17 protein-coding genes are annotated in these 18583 nt (G+C 50.9%); 14 read left to right on the top strand and 3 right to left on the bottom strand.

Going from position 1 to position 18583, the window contains the following annotated elements; translation table 11 throughout:
- Position 1: 1 nt before the first annotated feature.
- From JW878_04900 to JW878_04840, 13 genes are all read left to right on the top strand, one after another.
- Entirely contained in the window at positions 2 to 1351 is a 1350-nt protein-coding gene (locus JW878_04900; protein ID MBN1762401.1) for an anthranilate synthase component I family protein, read from the top strand.
- Complete coding sequence (locus JW878_04895; protein ID MBN1762400.1) at positions 1348 to 1911, top strand: aminodeoxychorismate/anthranilate synthase component II; 564 nt, start codon at positions 1348 to 1350, stop codon at positions 1909 to 1911. The genes JW878_04900 and JW878_04895 overlap by 4 nt, the downstream gene beginning before the upstream one ends.
- Positions 1908 to 2924 carry an anthranilate phosphoribosyltransferase gene (trpD, locus tag JW878_04890; protein MBN1762399.1) on the top strand — a complete coding sequence of 339 codons (1017 nt, stop codon included), beginning with the start codon at positions 1908 to 1910 and terminating at the stop codon, positions 2922 to 2924. Before JW878_04895 ends, trpD begins: the two co-directional genes overlap by 4 nt.
- Positions 2917 to 3675, top strand: a complete 759-nt coding sequence (locus tag JW878_04885; GenBank protein ID MBN1762398.1) for an indole-3-glycerol-phosphate synthase — start codon at positions 2917 to 2919, stop codon at positions 3673 to 3675. The genes trpD and JW878_04885 overlap by 8 nt, the downstream gene beginning before the upstream one ends.
- Positions 3660 to 4310, top strand: coding sequence for a phosphoribosylanthranilate isomerase (locus tag JW878_04880; GenBank protein MBN1762397.1), 651 nt, complete (start codon positions 3660 to 3662; stop codon positions 4308 to 4310). Before JW878_04885 ends, JW878_04880 begins: the two co-directional genes overlap by 16 nt.
- On the top strand, positions 4301 to 5503 hold the full coding sequence (gene trpB, locus JW878_04875) for a tryptophan synthase subunit beta (GenBank protein ID MBN1762396.1): 1203 nt from the start codon (positions 4301 to 4303) through the stop codon (positions 5501 to 5503). Before JW878_04880 ends, trpB begins: the two co-directional genes overlap by 10 nt.
- The gene (locus tag JW878_04870) at positions 5487 to 6293 is read left to right on the top strand and encodes a tryptophan synthase subunit alpha (GenBank protein MBN1762395.1); all 807 of its coding nucleotides are present in this window, start codon (positions 5487 to 5489) and stop codon (positions 6291 to 6293) included. Before trpB ends, JW878_04870 begins: the two co-directional genes overlap by 17 nt.
- An 84-nt stretch (positions 6294 to 6377) precedes the next feature.
- Complete coding sequence (locus JW878_04865; GenBank protein ID MBN1762394.1) at positions 6378 to 7364, top strand: AAA family ATPase; 987 nt, start codon at positions 6378 to 6380, stop codon at positions 7362 to 7364.
- Positions 7361 to 7816, top strand: coding sequence for a hypothetical protein (locus JW878_04860; GenBank protein ID MBN1762393.1), 456 nt, complete (start codon positions 7361 to 7363; stop codon positions 7814 to 7816). The genes JW878_04865 and JW878_04860 overlap by 4 nt, the downstream gene beginning before the upstream one ends.
- Entirely contained in the window at positions 7816 to 8940 is a 1125-nt protein-coding gene (locus JW878_04855) for an ATP-NAD kinase family protein (GenBank protein ID MBN1762392.1), read from the top strand. Before JW878_04860 ends, JW878_04855 begins: the two co-directional genes overlap by 1 nt.
- A 43-nt stretch (positions 8941 to 8983) precedes the next feature.
- The gene (locus tag JW878_04850) at positions 8984 to 9787 is read left to right on the top strand and encodes a hypothetical protein (protein ID MBN1762391.1); all 804 of its coding nucleotides are present in this window, start codon (positions 8984 to 8986) and stop codon (positions 9785 to 9787) included.
- Between the two features lie 87 nt (positions 9788 to 9874).
- A complete protein-coding gene (locus tag JW878_04845) occupies positions 9875 to 11131 on the top strand; it encodes a hydroxymethylglutaryl-CoA reductase, degradative (protein ID MBN1762390.1) in 1257 nt (418 codons plus the stop codon).
- Positions 11132 to 11354: 223 nt separating this feature from the next.
- Positions 11355 to 14948 carry a right-handed parallel beta-helix repeat-containing protein gene (locus JW878_04840; protein MBN1762389.1) on the top strand — a complete coding sequence of 1198 codons (3594 nt, stop codon included), beginning with the start codon at positions 11355 to 11357 and terminating at the stop codon, positions 14946 to 14948.
- Between the two features lie 83 nt (positions 14949 to 15031).
- Here the strand turns inward: JW878_04840 and JW878_04835 are convergent, their stop codons facing one another.
- Both JW878_04835 and JW878_04830 read right to left on the bottom strand, forming a co-directional pair.
- On the bottom strand, positions 15032 to 16645 hold the full coding sequence (locus JW878_04835) for an NAD(P)H-hydrate dehydratase (protein ID MBN1762388.1): 1614 nt from the start codon (positions 16643 to 16645) through the stop codon (positions 15032 to 15034).
- Between the two features lie 54 nt (positions 16646 to 16699).
- Complete coding sequence (locus JW878_04830) at positions 16700 to 17914, bottom strand: threonine synthase (protein MBN1762387.1); 1215 nt, start codon at positions 17912 to 17914, stop codon at positions 16700 to 16702.
- Between the two features lie 223 nt (positions 17915 to 18137).
- On the opposite strand from JW878_04830, the gene JW878_04825 reads away from it, so the two are divergent.
- The gene (locus tag JW878_04825; GenBank protein MBN1762386.1) at positions 18138 to 18416 is read left to right on the top strand and encodes a hypothetical protein; all 279 of its coding nucleotides are present in this window, start codon (positions 18138 to 18140) and stop codon (positions 18414 to 18416) included.
- Here the strand turns inward: JW878_04825 and JW878_04820 are convergent.
- Positions 18384 to 18583: IS1 family transposase (locus JW878_04820; GenBank protein MBN1762385.1), on the bottom strand; the 200-nt coding region annotated here is incomplete at its 5' end. The two genes, JW878_04825 and JW878_04820, sit on opposite strands and share 33 nt — an antisense overlap.

The raw sequence follows: 18583 nt of genomic DNA, 5'->3' as shown, positions 1-18583 counted from the left end.
GATGGAGAAGAGGACTTTAACGAATAGCGTAAGAAGGGTGGATATTCCATTCACCCCTCTTGAAGTTTTTTCAAAGATACGAGGTGTCTTCGACAAGAGTTTCCTACTCGAATCCGTAGAGGGTAGAGAGAAGATCGCGCGATACTCGTTCATCGGCTTCGATCCGCTCTTGGAATTCAAAGCGAAGGGGCGCGAGGTGGAGGTTAACGGCGAGCACTACCAGGTGGACGATCCCTATGAGGAGATGGAGCGCGTGCTTAATTCCTTCGAATGCGGTAGAGTAGGAACGTTGCCATTTTCCGGTGGCCTTGTAGGCTTCTTCTCCTATGATATCGTGAGATTTTTTGAGGAGCTCCCCGCTTCACTTCCTGATACGCTGGACTGTCCCGACGCGCACTTCATCATTCCCACATACCTGCTCTGCTTCGATCATTTGAGAAAAGAAGTGATCCTCGTCTCGTACAATAAGGGGAACGATAAGATCGAGGAGATTGTTGGGCAAGGAGAAGCAAGTGAGATAGAGGCTTTTGCCGTCTCTTCTACGCGTTCCGAGCTGAAAAAAGGGGAGTTTGAAGCGGGCGTAGTACGAGCAAAGGAGTATATCAGAGAAGGGGACATATTCCAGGTAGTCCTCTCACGACGGGTCGAATCGAGCTATAGCGGCGATCCGTTATACTTTTACAAGACGCTTCGTGCTACCAATCCCTCGCCGTACATGTTCTATCTGGATTTCGACAACATCGTGGTTGGCTCGTCTCCCGAGATGCTCGTACAACTACGGGACGGCATTTTAACGCTACGGCCGCTGGCAGGCACGAGGAAGCGTGGAAGGACGGACGAGGAGGATGAATTGCTCAAGGTGGATATGCTCCTTGACGAGAAAGAGCGGGCGGAACATATCATGCTGGTAGACCTTGGGAGGAACGATCTTGGACGAGTTGCACGATCAGGAAGCGTGGAAGTAACTGAACTGATGGGCATCGAGAAGTACTCGCACGTCCAGCATATCGTCTCGAATATAACCGCGGAGTTAGCCGACGGTAAGAGCGCCTTTGACGTTTTCCGGAGCTCTTTTCCCGCCGGCACGGTAACGGGCGCGCCGAAGATCCGGGCGATGGAGATAATAGAGGAGCTGGAGACGAGCAGAAGAGGCGTGTATGCCGGCGGCGTTGGCTATTTCGACTTCTCGGGCAATCTCGATTTCGCCATCACGATTCGAACCATGTTCACGGTCGGTACTAAGGCGTATTTCCAGGCAGGTGCGGGCATCGTGGAAGACTCGATCCCCGAGCGGGAATTTGTAGAGACGGAGAACAAACTGGGTGCTTTGATCACCACAACGGAAAAATGAAAGTACTTGTGATCGATAACTACGATTCCTTCGTCTACAATCTCGTGCAGTACGTCGGAGAACGTGGTGCGGACGTGGTAGTGCGGAGGAACGATGTAGGGCTAGAGGAGTTCAAGAAGCTTGATGCGGACCGGATCATCATTTCCCCCGGCCCTGGCCGACCGGAGCACGCGGGGTTTTCTGAAGAAGTCGTACGGATATTTGGTTCTGAGATCCCCATTCTTGGGGTCTGCTTAGGCCACCAAGTGATCGGCCATGTCTTCGGTGCTACGATCGGCTACGCAGAACGTATAATGCACGGGAAAGTCTCGGTGATACAGCATGATTCCGCGGGTATATTCACGGGTCTGAAGAGTCCACTTCACGCAACGCGGTATCACTCGCTCATCGTTTCTGACGATGGCTTCCCGTCGTGCTTACAAATTACCGCACGGGCAGAAGATGGTGAAATAATGGGAATACGACACGGAACGCTGCCAATCGAAGGGGTTCAGTTCCATCCGGAATCCATATTGACCGAAGGCGGGAAGAAGATAATAGAGAACTTTTTGGGAAAATGATAAAAGAAGCAATCGCGAAGGTTGTGGAAAGGCAAGACCTCGAACCGGCGGAAGCAGGGCTTGTAATGGAGGAGATCATGAGCGGTGGTGCGACGAGCGCGCAAATAGCCGCGTTTCTAACCGCACTACGGATGAAAGGAGAGACCGTTGAAGAGATCGTTGCGTTTGTTCATTCGATGCTCCAGTATGCCTCCGTTATTTCGCCAAACGTGGACGGAGTCATGGTAGATACCTGCGGAACCGGCGGAGACAGGGTAAAGACCTTTAATATAAGCACCATTTCGGCGTTTGTCGCTGCCGGTGCCGGTGCGATCGTGGCGAAACATGGGAACAGAGCAGTATCATCAAAAGCGGGGTCTGCGGACGTTCTCGAAGCATTGGGTTTCAACATCATGCTTGAGCCGGAGCAGGTCTGCACGTGCATAGAAGAAGTAGGAATGGGTTTCATGTTCGCTCCGGTGTTTCACCCCGCGATGAAGCATGCCCTAGGTCCGAGGAAAGAGATAGGAACGAGAACGATATTCAACATTCTTGGCCCACTGGCGAATCCTGCAAAGGTGCAAGCACAAGTAGTGGGGGTTTATGATGGCTCGCTCGTCGAAAAGATCGCGAACGTCTTAGAAGGACTCGGAGTGCGGCATGCACTGGTTGTTCATGGCCTGGATGGCTTGGATGAAATCTCACCCATTGGTGAAACGAAAGTAGCGGAACTCAAAGGCGGTAAGATTGCAACCTACAACATATCCCCCGAGGATTTCGGGCTGCACCGAGCGAAGGTAAGCGAAATAGAGGGTGGAAATGCGGAAGAAAACGCGCAAATTGCTCTTGATATTCTCCAGGGACATCAAGGAGTGCGGAGAGATGCAGTTTTGATGAATGCTGCGGCAGCGCTGGTTGTCGGAGGCCTCGCAGAGGATCTGAAGGAGGGCTTTGAACTCGCTGCTCTTTCTGTCGATTCGGGCGACGCGTACCGAAAGCTTGAAGATTTGGTTCGGTTTACAAGAAATGAATAGGGACTCGAACGATTTAATAGACAGGATGGTCAAGGACACTAAGCTAGCAGTTGAAAGAAGGAGAGAGGAAAGAATTCCGGAACGAAAGAGTAAAGTCCTCAGGCTATCAAATGCCATTAAAAAAAATGATAAGGCGATAATAGCGGAGATAAAGCCGAGATCACCGACCACTGGGGATCTTATAGGAACCAGAGATATTGTATCCATAGCCCGCGAATATGAAGCAGGATGTGCAACGGCGCTATCGGTTCTTACTTCGACGCATTTCGGAGGCGAGGTTGCAAACGTGTCACGCGTGAAGGGTAACGCGAGCATCCCGGTGCTCTACAAGGACTTCGTGGTGGACGAGTACCAAATCCTGGAGGCGTTTGGATACGGCGCGGATGCAGTACTGCTCATTGAAGGGATTTCGCCGGTGGAGCAGCTGTTGGATGTGGTGGGCGATCTGGGACTGGAGGCGGTGGTTGAATGCCACTCGGCAGAGGAGATCGAATCGGCAGTATCTGCAGGAGCCGATATCATTGGCATCAATAATCGGGACCTCAGGACGCTTACGGTAGATATTGAGACGACTGCACGACTTTCGGAGTACGTTCCTGGGGATACGATACTGATAAGTGAGTCGGGGGTTAAGACATCGGCGGATGCGCGCTATTTATTTGATTGCGGCGCGGATGCTTTACTCATCGGGACTGCGTTGATGCAGTCAGAGGATCCAAAGGAGTTTATAAAGTCATGCATAACGGCGTGAGTGTGAAGATTTGCGGTATTACGAATACGGCAGATGCTCAGCTTGTCGTGGAAAGCGGTGCGGATATACTCGGTATGATAGTGGATGTGCCGGTAGAAACACCGCGGAAACTACGCATAGATGAAGCGGAAAAAATCGCGAAGGAGATAGGAAATGCTATAACCATCGTGGCGGTCCTCTGTCCGAGGTCTGTGGACGAAGTAGAGGAAGTGGCCAGAAGGATTGAGCCATTTGGCGTGCAGCTGCACGGCTTTGAATCGAATGAGTTCTTGAAATCAGTCCGAGAGGCACTTCCTGAGGTGAACGTGATAAAAACCGTGCATATAGCTGAAGATGGAACAATTCATGGCGTTATGCCCGAAGCGGATTATGTGGATTTCATACTTCTTGATACGTTTTCCGATCGAATTGGCGGGACGGGTAGAAAGCACAGCTGGGCTAAAAGCCGGGAGATCGTGAAACAGAGCACCGTCCCCGTGATTCTCTCAGGAGGGTTAACACCCCGGAATGTGGTAGAGGCGATAAAAGCGGTGAAGCCGTATGGTGTCGATGTCGCGAGCGGTGTGGAATCTTCAGGTGGGCGGAAAAGCAAGGAGAAGGTTTTAGAATTCGTGAGGAATGCGAGATGTACATAGGGGAATATCCGAAAGCGGGGAAATTTGGTGAGTACGGCGGACAATTCGTCCCCGAGGTCTTGATGCACGCGCTGGAAGAGCTCGAGGAGGCGTATCTTCGCTACGGTAAGGACGAGCAATTCAGGGAAGAGCGGGACTTTTATTTAAGGTCGTTTGCCGGTAGGCCGACCCCTCTTTACTTCTGCTCACGGCTTTCCGATATGTTTGGCACCAGACTTTACCTTAAGCGCGAGGATCTCGTTCACGGCGGCGCGCATAAGCTAAACAATACAATCAGTCAAGCGTTGTTAGCGAAACGGATGGGTAAGGAGAGGATAATTGCGGAGACCGGAGCAGGTCAGCACGGCTTGGCGACTGCAATAGTGGGTGCGATGTTCGGCCTGAAAGCGGAGATTTACATGGGCGAGGAGGACATAGAACGGCAGCGGCTGAACGTGTTCCGAATGAAATTGCTGGGTGCGGAAGTTCATCCGGTGGGCAGTGGCTCGAAAACGTTGAAGGACGCGATCAACGAGGCGATACGGGACTGGGTGACGAATGTGCAGGATACGCATTATCTTTTAGGTTCGATTGTCGGACCGCACCCCTATCCGATGATAGTGCGCGATTTCCAGCGGGTGATTGGGCAGGAAACAAAACGGCAGATGCAGGAAATCGAAGGGCGGCTGCCGGATGCGCTCGTTGCGTGCGTTGGCGGTGGCAGCAACAGTATCGGGCTGTTCTACGATTTCCTCGATGATGACGGCGTGGCGATCTACGGAGTAGAGGCCGGAGGATCGGGTATTGAATCCGGGAGACATTCCGCGACGCTCTGCGCGGGTAGTAAGGGCGTCCTGCACGGTGCATACAGTTATCTATTACAGGACGAAGACGGTCAGATCATGCCGACACACAGCGTTGCGCCAGGGCTCGATTATTCGGGCGTCGGTCCCGAGCATGCGTTTCTGAAGGACGCTGGTCGTGTCACCTATGACATAGTAACCGATGGTGAGACGCTGTACGCGTTCGAGCTGTTATGCCAATATGAAGGGATATTGCCGGCACTCGAATCGGCGCATGCGCTGGCGTACGTGGCAAAATTGGTGGAGACGGGAAAGTTAGGTCGCGACGACATTGTTGTCGTTTGCCTTTCGGGGCGAGGAGACAAGGATGTTGAGATAATAGAGAGGGCACTCAATGAGCGGAATAGATAATACCTTTGCGGAACTTGAAGGAAGGGGTGAATGCGCGTTGATCGCATACCTTATGGCTGGTGATCCCGATCCGTCACGAACGCCGGGAATAGCCGTAGCGATCGCGCAGCATGCGGACATCATAGAGCTTGGCATACCGTTCTCGGATCCGATCGCAGACGGTCCAACTATCCAGGCGGCGGCAGGGCGAGCGTTAGAATCGGGAATGAGACCCCAGAAGATCTTTGAGATCATTGCCGCTCTCAGAAAAGAAATCGATACGCCGATCGTCGTGATGGGGTACTACAATCCGATCTTGCGGTTCGGGGTCGCGCGGTTCATGAACAAACTTGCGGAAGCAGGCGGCGATGGTGTTATCATCCCGGACCTGCCGATAGAGGAGGCAGGTGAGGTGGTACGCTACGCAAGAGAAAATAAGATAGATACGATCTTCTTGATTGCGCCGACGACGCCGGAGGACAGGATAGCGCGGATTTGTGGTTATTCGTCAGGATTTGTGTATCTCGTATCGCTGCTAGGTGTTACGGGCGCGCGTGAAGCAGTCTCAGGGGTTGTAAAAACGATGATAGCACGTGTAGTTGAGAAACGACCGGATATACCGCCCGCGGTAGGATTCGGCATATCAAAACCAGAGCACGTGCGTGAAATAGCCGCGAGCGGGGCGAAGGGTGTAATCGTCGGGAGTGCGATCGTGGACTTGATAGGAAAGCATAAAGAGGAACCGGATGACATGATCGCCGCGCTTGAGGTCTTCTGCGCAGCAATGAAAGAAGCGACGAGGAACCGTTAAGTATCTTGATGTTATCAACGTCCGCGTACGATAGAAAGTTTAATAAACGAAGCTACCAAAGAACTACTCGAAGGAGGTGCTCGAATGATAAAGAATCTGGAGATCAAGAATTTCAAGTCGATAAAGCACTTGAAACTCGACTGCAAGCGGATAAATCTCTTCATCGGTGAGCCGAACACGGGGAAGTCGAATATTTTGGAGACACTGGGGATACTATCACACGTATATTATGGTAACATTAAAGATTTTGTCAGATTTGAGACTATGAGTAACTTGTTCTACGACGAGAGCTTAGATGATACGATAGATCTAAAGTTCGATGAAAATATTATCCTAATAGATTTTACTGAGGGAATGTTCAGAGGAGTTGACAATCTTGAAATACTGGTTGGGGGTGACCGTACTGAAAGACTAGCTTTCGACTACGATTACAGAGGTTCTGGGGGGCATAATCCTCACGATGAATACAAATTTCTAAAATTTTATAAATTTAAAGTAAAAAGAAGTTTCCCGCGCCAAGAGTCGGATTTTCTACTCCCTCCTTTTGCTGATAACCTTTTAGCAATCGTTTTGACGCGCAAGGAGATAAAGAGATTAGTGAAGCAGATATTTGATGCTTACGGACTCAGAGTTGTCCTTAAGCCGCAGGAAAACCAAATAGAAGTTCAAAAGGAAATCGAGGACGTGATAATCTCTTATCCTTATTCCTTAGTTTCTGATACACTTCAACGAATTATCTTCTACCTTGTTGCCATGGAAACAAATGAGAACTCTGTACTTGTATTTGAAGAACCAGAAGCTCATGCGTTTCCTTATTACACAAAAATCCTCGCTGAGAGGATAGCTCTCGATAAAGCGAACAATCAGTACTTCATCGCAACACACAACCCTTATTTGCTCCTCTCGATTCTCGAAAAAGCACATAAAGACGACGTAGCCATTTTCATCACCTATTTCGAAGACTACCAAACGAAAGTGAAGCAATTAAGCGAAAAAGAACTGACGGAAATAATGGATCTGGGGATTGACCTATTTTTCAATATCGAGCGATTCATAGAAGTGAAAGAATGATCTACACGGAGTGTAAACCTGATTCGTCATTGGTGAGAATTTTAGGGATACCAAAGAGACAAATTATCCATTTACAGGGTAAACCTGAGGTTTGTAAACAATTGGAGAAGCGAGAAAATTTGCTAGGAATGGTAGATGAAGATCCTTTCAGCGTTCAACCATCGTATCTGAAGAGATTGCCAGTGAAGGAAGATTTACCAACGTATGGACTAAAAATATTGAACGATACTTCTAAGCACAACGAGTTAATTATTCTCTGTCCAAAGCTGGAGGATTGGATATTAAAAGCTGCAAAAGATGCAGGCATAGATATAAAGCGGTATAATCTACCGAATGATGGAGATGAGCTACACAAAGTGATAAACACCGATCTCCGAAAATTTGAACGGTTGGTGAACGATTTGAAAGGTAAAAGCGAGATGATAAAAGCTTTAGAAAGGGTAATCAAGTAATGGGGGGAGATAATAACGATAAAATGAAAATTGGTTTTCTTATCAATCCGATAGCGGGCATGGGCGGCTCCGTAGGCCTTAAAGGCACGGACGGCCTGGTAGACGAAGCGGTGGAATTAGGTGCACAGCCTGTAGCTACTGAACGGGCGCGGAAATGCATGGCTGCGTTAACTGTAAACGCGCTTATTCTCACGTGCTCTGACGCGATGGGAGAGGAGGCACTTTCGAGTCCACAGAGCTACGAAGTCGTATATTCGTTTGAGGGGCATAGAAGCACGAGTGAAGATACAAAGAAGGCCTGCACGCGATTCTTGGAGGAGGGTATTGAGCTTCTGCTGTTCTGCGGCGGTGACGGCACGGCACGTGATGTTTACAGTGTCGTCGAACGAAAAGTTCCGATTATCGGTATTCCAGCAGGTGTAAAGATGCATTCGGCGGTGTTTGCGATCAGTCCGAAGGGTGCGGCGCAAATGGTCGAGCTTTTTGTAAAGGGCAAAGCGGAAGTGCGGGATGTCGAGGTAATGGATACTGACGAGGACGCGTATAGGCGCAATGAGCTGCGCATGAAGGTCTTTGGCTATGCACGCACACCGTACGAGCCCGTTCTGGTTCAGCATGGTAAGAGCCTTTTTCAAAGCGTGACTGAAGAAAAAGCGAAGGAAGAGATCGCGCAGTTTGCCATCGAGTTCATGCGTGATGGCTCGCTCTATATTATGGGTGCAGGAACGACGATCCATAAAATCGCGGAGCTGCTGGGCTTGGGCGAGGAGAAGACGCTGCTCGGCGTGGATGCCGTGAAAGATGGGAGATTGGTAGGCAAGGATTTGAACGAGCAGGAATTGCTCCGATTACTAGGGGAGGAACCGAAGGTTAAAATACTGGTGAGTCCGATAGGTGCGCAGGGCTTCGTCTTTGGTCGGGGCAATCAGCAGCTCAGTGCGAAGGTGCTCGAAAAGGTCGGAGTTGAGAATGTGATCGTGCTGGCGACGCCGCACAAGCTCGCAGAGACGCCATTTCTGCTCGTTGATACGGGCAGTGAGGAGCTGGATGAGCAATTAAGCGGCTATATGAGCGTGGTATGCTGCTATCGAATGGCGCAGCGAAAGGAAGTGCGACGCGGGTGAGGCAATCTTTAAATCCTAGTGCTAATAACATTAAGAATGGCAAATGACCTACGAGAAATTCAGGCAAGAGGTAGAACGGATACTGGAAGAGAAATCGGAGCCGATCACCTGGAACGAGATAAAGGCGAGTTCGACGAAACTGAAGCAGAAAGCGCCGTATCACGTCTATGTGCAGAAGTTACAGGGCGATATCGGCCTGGTGCGCTTTAAGCACGAGCAAAAGACGTTGTGGGCGTTACGGAAATGGTTCGACGAGGGGAAGTTCCGGGAACTTTTACCTCACAAGGTGCGATTGACGATCCTCTCAGTGAAAAAGGAGCAGGCTATCGCTGCGAACGAATACTGGGAATTGAAACGGATTTATCCGCTAGACGCGGGGTTGCATCGCTGGGACGTGATAGAAGCGGACGTGGCGGACTTATTCCCTGAAGAGGACAAACGACCGGAGAGCATGAGGCTGAAAGGAGACGGACTGAAGTACGTACGCAGTATAGAGGACGTGGAAGAGCGTATAACAATAGCGGAACGAATAGCGGAGAGCGGTGAATTCCTGCATACCGATGCGTGGAAAGGGAAGACGTTGGGATTGACCAAGCCGCGATTCCGCTGTTTCTATTTCTACGACGGCAAATGCCAGTTCTTCTGCGACCAGAGCGTGTGCGTGGGCCATGATATGGGCGTAGAAGAGGACGAGGGAGGCGCGGAGATAACCGGAGATAAGGTTTATTTCATTTTGGAAGCTGCAGAACGAGCGCGAGGCGAGTTCATCTGGGAGCAGCAGCGTGTTGAGTGGGGCATAACGTCCGTGATCTCGCTCACCGATCCGAGACAGCGGCGGTTACTTTGAGTTTCCGCACTGCACCCACTGTGCGCAAGGGAGGGCATTTTTATAACCATCAAAAACGTAATGTAATGTAAAATCGGTGCAGAGACCATGAAGACCTCGAAACTGTCAGGATTTTATAAACTTAATCCAAAAGAGCGATTAGCGATTGTAAAGGATTTTGCGGGCTTAAGTGACGATGAGATGGCTGTTCTTGGTACTACGGGCTCGTTGGGCGATTTAGCAAACCGGATGATCGAGAACGTCGTCGGCACCATGCCTTTACCACTGGGCATTGCCACGAATTTCCTGATCAATGGCCAGGATTACCTGATTCCGATGGCGATTGAAGAGCCTTCGGTGGTGGCCGCCGCGAGCAATGCGGCGAAGATGGCACGGGCGGCTGGCGGATTCCAAACGAGCTCGATGGACCCCGTAATGATCGGGCAAATCCAGGTGACTGATGTCCCCGACCCGTCATCCGCGAAATTCACCGTGCTCGCACACAAAGCGCGCATTTTAGAGCTCGCGAATGAAAAAGACTCCGTGCTCGTCAGCCTCGGTGGCGGTGCGAAAGACATTGAGGTAAAGATAATCAATACCATGATGGGTCCACAGGTGATCGTCCATCTCCTGGTCAACGTTAAGGACGCGATGGGCGCGAATGCGGTCAATACGATGGCTGAAGCGGTTGCGCCCTTTATCGAGCAGATCACGGGCGGTCGAGTGTGTCTTCGTATCATCTCGAACCTCGCCACGTATCGGTTAGTCTTCGCGCGAGCGGTTTTTGCAAAGGATGAAATAGGTGGCAAGGGTGTTGTTGATGGCATTCTGAACGCCTATGAATTCGCCAAAGCCGATCCGTACCGATGTGCAACGCACAACAAAGGTATCATGAACGGGATAGATCCGGTGGTAATCGCCACGGGCAACGATTTCCGGGCCGTTGAGTCTGGAGCACATGCGTACGCGAGCATCACCGGACAGTATCAGCCCTTAACGCGCTGGGAGAAGAACAAGGACGGCGATCTGGTGGGAACGATTGAACTTCCGCTGGCGGTCGGCCTCGTTGGCGGCGCAACCACGACGCATCCAACGGCGAAGGCCAATGTGAAGCTACTGGGTGTGAAGACGGCGAACGAACTTGCGGAGATTATCGCCGCCGTTGGCCTCGCGCAGAACTTCGCTGCGCTGCGTGCGTTAGCAACCGAAGGCATTCAACGCGGGCACATGTCGCTCCACGCACGGAACGTCGCCATCGCTGCGGGTGCTGAAGGCGACCAGATAGACAAAGTTGTGGAGATCCTGGTGAAGGAGAAGCAGGTGCGAATCGATAGGGCGAAGGAAGTGCTGGAGACGTTGAGATAATAAAGTAGCTCTTTCGCCGCTTCTGACATCTTCTTATTGCGCTCACGCAGAAGCTGACTTCGAAACGCTAATGAATCCCCTCTTCGAATTGTTATTACGATGAGCATACGCGTTCTTTTCCTCGTTGCAACGCTGTCAGCCTGCATAACACGCTGGGGAGCGCGCAACACAGAAAAGCTTAAATAGAATCGAGAAGAAGTGACTTGTAGGTGATGATAAATTAATGATTATCCAAAATACGGGAAAATTTACGGTAGCAATTTTCGTTATTGCTGTGTTCGTGCTGGCGGTGGGTGTTGCGAGTGCGGTGGATAGATACGTGGGGCCTGGTGAGACCTACACGACGATTCAATCAGCAGAGGACGCAGCAGGTTCTTATGACACCATCATCGTCAGAGACGGCACCTATCCCGAAAATGTTGATGTTGACGTCGCTCATTTAACGATCCGCTCGGAGAACGGCTCCGCGAACTGTACCGTAACCGCGAATGATCCAAACGACCATGTCTTTGAGGTAACGGCGGATTACGTGAACATCACCGGGTTCACAGTTACTGGAGCCTTTGTACAACATGCAATACTTCTTTACCCTGCCGATCACTGCACTATTTCAGAAAATACCCTCTCGAACAACTACAACGGTATTTACCTGTTTTCTTCTAACAACAACACGATCGTCAACAACATCGTCTCGAACAACTCCTACGGCATTAGGGTTGAGGGGCCTGGAGGTTCAAGCACCTACAACAACCTGACGGACAACACCGTCTCGAATAACAACTACGGCATTGCCCTGGGTGCTTTTTGCAACTACAACAGCCTGACGGGCAACACCATCTCGAACAATACCTACGGCATTACTCTGTCTGCTTCGAGCAATAACACTATTACCTGCAACTGGGTGCATAATAACACTCAATATGGATTTTTCGTAATCAGCGCTGCTGCTGGACCTAGCACAGGTAATACGATCGCGAGCAACAATATCATGTTCAATAGTCTCTACAACTTCTTTAATATGCAAAGTACCACCATGGAAGCAAAAAACAATTACTGGTTTGCAACGACCAACGAAACGATAGATCCGACCATCTACGATGATGAAGAATCATCAGGTGCAGCAGGTGCAGTGACGTTCTACCCGTTCGAGACCAGGCCCGTACCGTGCGCACCCGGCCCCCTGCTTGGAGTTACCAAGACGGTCTGGAACGGCACGGCGTGGGTGAAAGAAGTAAAAGACGCGCATATCAACGATACCGTACGGTTCAACTGCACGATCACGAATATCGGCACGGTCAATCTCTCGCAGGTGCGGTTCTGGGACATCCTCGACTGCAGCCTGGTCTTCGCGGGCAACGCGACGCTGACGAATGCGACCGGTGTCGTCGTCAATGACAGCATCGTGCTGGAAGGCAATGACAATTACACCTTCAAACCCAAGATACTTCATCCAGTTTACACTCCGATTTGGAATCCATATGACCCCAGTCAAGAAGTTTTTGGTGAACTTTGTCCGGATTCTGGCATTGAATACATGTTACCCCTGTTTGGTTGGGAAGACACTAATAACGACAACAGAATCAGCGCGTGTGACCAAATTTCGCTGATCGAAGGCCAGAATAAAAGTTGGTACCACGTTGATCATGTGCCGTACACGCTCAACATCACCAATAACGAGACAGGCGAGAGCATGTACCTCGAATCCCTCTACGAAGATTACGAAGAGGTCGACCTGAGCCTTCCTGAGGAGAATACCGTGTGGCAAGAAGTCGGGTGGACCGAGGCGTGCTGCGGCGGGGACTGGTACGGCGGGATAGGAGAGTGGAACGATATCGACGAGGACGGGAACCTCAGCGTGAATGACACGATTCTGCTCATGGATCTGGATGACTGGTATACCGTCATGGAGATCGCTATCGATCTCGTGGTGAGCAGGGAGTGGGAGGTCGATGCGTTTGTCGATCCTGACGGGTTAGTCCTCGCGCCCGGGCAGTCACTCACGCTCGAGTACAACGCAACGGATATCAGTTGCGGCTATGACGAGAACACCTTCGTCGCCAAGGGCCTGTACGATGGGAAATGGACGTACAGCAACGAGGATGTCGCTGTCGTGGAGGTGCCTCCGCGGCCCGCGGTCGAGACCAACCTGACGGTCTGGAACGGCACGGCATGGGCTAAAGCGATCACGGTCCTGGTAAACGAGACGCTCAACTTCTCGTGGCTGGTCCACAACAACGGGACCTGCTGCGATCTGGTGAATATAGAGGGCACGCTCACCTTCGGGAGCAGTGAAACAACGGTGGATACCATTGAGGACCTCGTACCGTGCAGCGAAGCGAACGGGACGCTCGAAGTGCCCGCGCTCGAATGCGGCACGTATATCGTCTGGTGGAACATGAGCGCTGACTGCTCGGAAACTTACGAAACAGTAACAGCCGAAGATACGGTAACGGTAACGGTCGCCTGCCCTGAGCTCGAGGTGAACAAGACGGTCTGGAACGGCACGGCGTGGGTGAAAGCGCTCGATGCGAACATCGGCGATACGGTCCGGTTCAACTGCACGATCACGAATACGGGCAATGTCAACCTCAGTGAGATCCGGTTCTGGGATATTCTCGATTGCAGCTTGAACTTTTCGGGTAACGAAACACTGGATCTCTCAGGCGAAGATGTGGATATCTCGCTCGACGGCACGTACATTTTCAAGCCTCGGGTGCTGCATCCCGATAATCTATCTTGGGATCCGTATAAGCCACAGCCGTACGAATGGTTCGCAGAACTCTGCCCGAATAATGAGACTTGGTACTTACAAGAATGGGAAGACACCAATAACGACACCAGAGTCAGCGCGTGTGACCAAATCTTCTTTGAGGGTGTTGCCCTGTGGTGCCACGTGGAGAATGTGCCGTATACGCTTCTGGTTAATAATACAGCCACAAACACGAGTATGTACATCGATTCCGCGCTCGATTACGAATCACTCAATCTGAGCATGCCGACCGGCACCGAGTGGCTCGGCGTCTGCTGTTGCAAGGACAGATATAACCTGACGGCCTGGAGTGATACGAACAGCAGCGGGGATCTCAACGTCAATGACACCCTTGTCTTGCAGAACCTACGCACCGGTGAAGTGGCTCAATATACGGTCGAGGAAGTTACAATCGACCTCGTGGTCAGCCGGGAGTGGGAGTTAAATACGCTGCACTATCCGGACCCCGTTATTTTCGAGCCAACCCAGTCGATAACGATCGAGTACAACGCCACCGTAATAAGGTGCGGCGTAGACAACAACACGTTCCGGGCAAAGGGTAATTACTCGAACGTCTGGACCTACAGCAACGAGGACAAGGTGACGGTCACGGTGCCCTGCCCGGGCGGATACGCAAGCGATAGCGGTGGCTCGGAACAGGAGGTATATTACACTGATCAAACGGTCTATGCAACCGGAAGCGGGTTCGCACCAAATAGCGAAGTGGACATTTACATCACGGAGGATAAGCACTGGGTAGACGGCACGCCCATCAATTCCACGATCTACGCGCAAAAGCACAATGTGACAACCGACGGAAACGGGAGTATTATCGGTGAGGAAATATGGCCAAACCCCGATCCCGGCGAGTACGACATCGTCTACGATACGAACAATAACATGAAATTTGACCTGGGCGTCGACGCAGTAGACAACGAGAACGATCCCGGGTTCATCGTCTTGGAACGAGAAAGAGTACCAACACTCACACCGGTCGGGATCGCAGCGCTGATCGGACTGCTGAGCGTTATCGCCATAAGTACAATTGAACGAAAGAAGAGGAGGTAATTTTTTACCTCGTCTCTTCTTTTTTGCTTTTTATCCTAGCCCACTTACTATTTGTTTGAGCGTTAGGGGCTTTTCTCTGAACGTTATCTGAACGCTCTCGTCACCTTTGGAACGCTCTCTACGACGTCCGTAGCAAGCAGCCCATATCCTTTATCCTCGAATGCAAGGTCACCTGCAGCACCGTTGACGAACGCAGCAGCCGTTGCCGCTTTGAACGGCTCGGAGGTTTTTGCAAAGAATGCGCCGACCAATCCTGCCAGGACATCGCCCGTGCCGCCAACGGTCATGCCTGCGTTGCCCGTTTTGTTTAGCTTCACATAGGATCCATCTGATATAACATCTGTGGGACCTTTCATCAATGTCACGACATTGTTACGCTCTGAGAATTCCCGTACAAAATTCATGCGCTCTTCCATTCTATCCTCGGGAGGCACTGCTACAGCTTCTGGTTTTCCAGCGATAATCAGCTTCGAGAACTCACCTGCATGCGGCGTTACGATAACACGCTTATCTTCTGCATTGACGGGTAAATGCAAGCCATAAAAGCCATCTGCATCGACGACCACGTTCTTGCTCGCTTCGTTTTCTAGTATTAATCGCGCTGCTCGTTTCGTCTCCTCCGCTGCTCCCAGGCCCATGCCAATTACCACGACGTCATGTCTCTTTATTAGATCAACGACTACCGAAATGTCCTTCTCTACCAATACATCAGCAGAAAGGGGATGAACGATCAAATTCGGCGATAACGAGGAGATAATGGAGGAAACGCTTTGAGGTGCCGCTACGGTTACCCAGTCCGCACCAGCGCGTAACGCAGCGAGCGCAGCCAGTGTCGGCGCACCGAAGAAAGGCCCGCCACCCACGATGAGCACACGGCCGTTATCACCTTTATGGCTCCGTGCACTTCGTTTCATCACCAAGCGCACATCGCCCGGGCCTGCTAACTGCTCCATGCCCTCAGGAATGCCGATGTCTGCAACCACCAGCTCACCGACGTATTCCGCGGCAGCACCTCTTAGTAAGCCCTGCTTCGCCTTGTGGAACGTCACCGTGAGATCGGCCTTTACCGCATTTCCTGCTTCGCCGGTATCTGGATCAAATCCAGAAGGAACGTCCACCGCAACGACAAAGGCATGCGGCTTCGCAGCGTTTATCAAATCGATTGCCGTCGCTTCCGGCTCTCGTATCGCGCCCGTTATACCTGTGCCGAAGATCGCATCTACAATCACGTCGGAATCGTTAAAAGCCGTCGAGGCTGCTTTTAAGTTTGAGGAATCTGTTATCTCTTCCGCATCATAACCGCTCTCCTTTAAGATCTGCCAGTTCCTGCGCGCCTCCTCGGTTCTCAGATCTTGCGAACGGCCGATTAGCAGTATCTTCACGTCAAATAACGGGGCTCTGCCCCGGTGACCCCGAAATCGCGGGCTCCGCCCGCGTTCCCGCGAGCCTGAAAGGCTCAGTAAGGGTTTACCGTGCAGATGCCGTGCGGCGACAAAGGCATCGCCGCCGTTGTTGCCTTTACCTGCGAGTATCGTTACCTTTGCGGCTTTCTCTTTACGTTCAAACCGTTTTCGTATCTCCGTTGCAAGCTGAGCGCCGGCATTTTCCATCAGTTGTAACGGAACAAGCCCAAAAAAGCCGCAGTTCTCGTCCAGCGCCGCCATCTCCTCCGCAGTAATGACCGCTTCTTCTTTCATGGCTCAATTATCTTTTCAAAAAAGCTCACAAAATAAGTAAGTATCGCCTCTTCATTACTTCAACAGCTTCCGCAGCGCTTCCACGTCCGCTTCTACCACTATTGGCGGTTCGCTGATCGCTATCGCGCGTTCGGGGTCTTTTAGGAGATGCCCGGTGGTTATGCAGACAATTCGCTCGTCTCGCTCGATTGCGCCCTGCTCGACCAGTTTCTTCAGCCCCGCAATCGAAGCTGCGCTCGCAGGCTCCACACCGATGCCCTCCACCCGTGCGAGTGCAAGCTGCGCTTCTGTTATCTCCTCATCGGTCACCGATTCCGCAAGCCCGCCGGTGCTCCGGATAGCATTGAGCGCCTTCGCTGCATTCACCGGATTCCCGATTCGTATCGCCGATGCAATGGTCTCTGGCTTCTCTTCCGGTGTTATCTCCGGTTGATTCTCTTTAATCGCGTTTACAACCGGTTTAGCACCGACTGCTTGAATGCCCGTCATCATTGGCATGGCGTTTGTGATCCCCAGCGTCTTCAACTCCTGAAAACCTTTAAAAATTGCACTGATATTACCCGCATTCCCTACCGGCAGAATGAGCCTATCAGGCACGTTCCAGCCGAGTTTCTCGGCCACTTCAAATGCAATGGTCTTCTGACCTTCCAATCGGTACGGATTTACGGAATTCAGCAAATATATGGATTCCTCTTCACACAACACGCGGACGACCCGTAACGCATCGTCAAAATTGCCCAGGAGCGAGAATACCTGCGCACCGTGCATCATGGCCTGCGCTACTTTCCCCAACGCTACCTTGCCCTTGGGCAGCAGGACGTAGCACGGGAAACCAGCCTTTGCCGCAAAGATCGCGAGTGATGCGGACGTATTGCCCGTCGACGCACACGCGACTCCTTTTACCGCCAATTCCACCGCCTTCGTTACACCAACGGTCATGCCCCGGTCTTTAAACGACCCTGAAGGGTTCAGCCCTTCGTGCTTCACCCACAAATCCGAGATGCCGATGGCTTGCGCCAACCGATCACACCGATACAGCGGTGTATTGCCCTCCTGTATCGTTACTGGCTTGAGATCGTCAGCGAACGGCAACAACTCACGATATCTCCACACACCCTCGCTTTTCCCTTTGACGATCTTGCCCGTATCTACGTTAGAATAATCGTACTTGATGTCCAGCAGCCCGCCACATTTACTGCACGTATAGATCACATCGGCCTTCGAGTAGCGTGCGCCGCACCGTATGCATTCCACATTATAATCTTTCATGGTCGGAACCCCGTGTTACTCTTAGATACTTAATAGAACTATAACGAGGTATAAAATAGTATTGGAGATGAAATTTTGCATAAGTTTTTATACTTTGAGTCCATTTACATGATGCATGGGAAGATGGTTGAAACGGATGGACAGCGAATTAAAAATCATATCAAAATACGGAAATATTGGTTGGAGGGTGAATGGCTGAATATTAATAATGAAGGTGAAAAAAATGCTTAAAAAAACATTAGAGCAGTGTGTTGATAAGATAAGCAAGTATCGCTCTTTTTATGAACAGAATGAGATGGCAGTAAGGAGCCAAATAATAGAGCCCATTTTGAGAGGTTTAGGATGGAATACTGAGAAACCAGAGGAAGTGCAGCCAAATGTTTCCACTGAGGAGGGTGTTCCTGATTACTCTCTTTTGAAGAGCGACAAAAAGGTTTTGTTTATTGAGGCAGAGAATTTCGGTGATGTCCTAACTTTCATTACTCACTTTGAACATCAATAATTCCTTCCAGGTCCAAACGTGATCGGTAATGCCCTCAGCCATGCACGGTGTTCTTTCTCTGTTCTTCTCACCCTTCTCCATTTTTATCGTCAACGCGGAATTAACCCTGATCAGGTGGTTATAGCACTGATACACGTCTAAATGGTTGTCCAACATCTCTTTTCTTT

The organism is Methanomicrobia archaeon, assembly GCA_016930255.1.
GTDB lineage: Archaea > Halobacteriota > Syntropharchaeia > Alkanophagales > Methanospirareceae > JACGMN01.
This window is presented reverse-complemented; position numbering and strand designations above follow the sequence as displayed.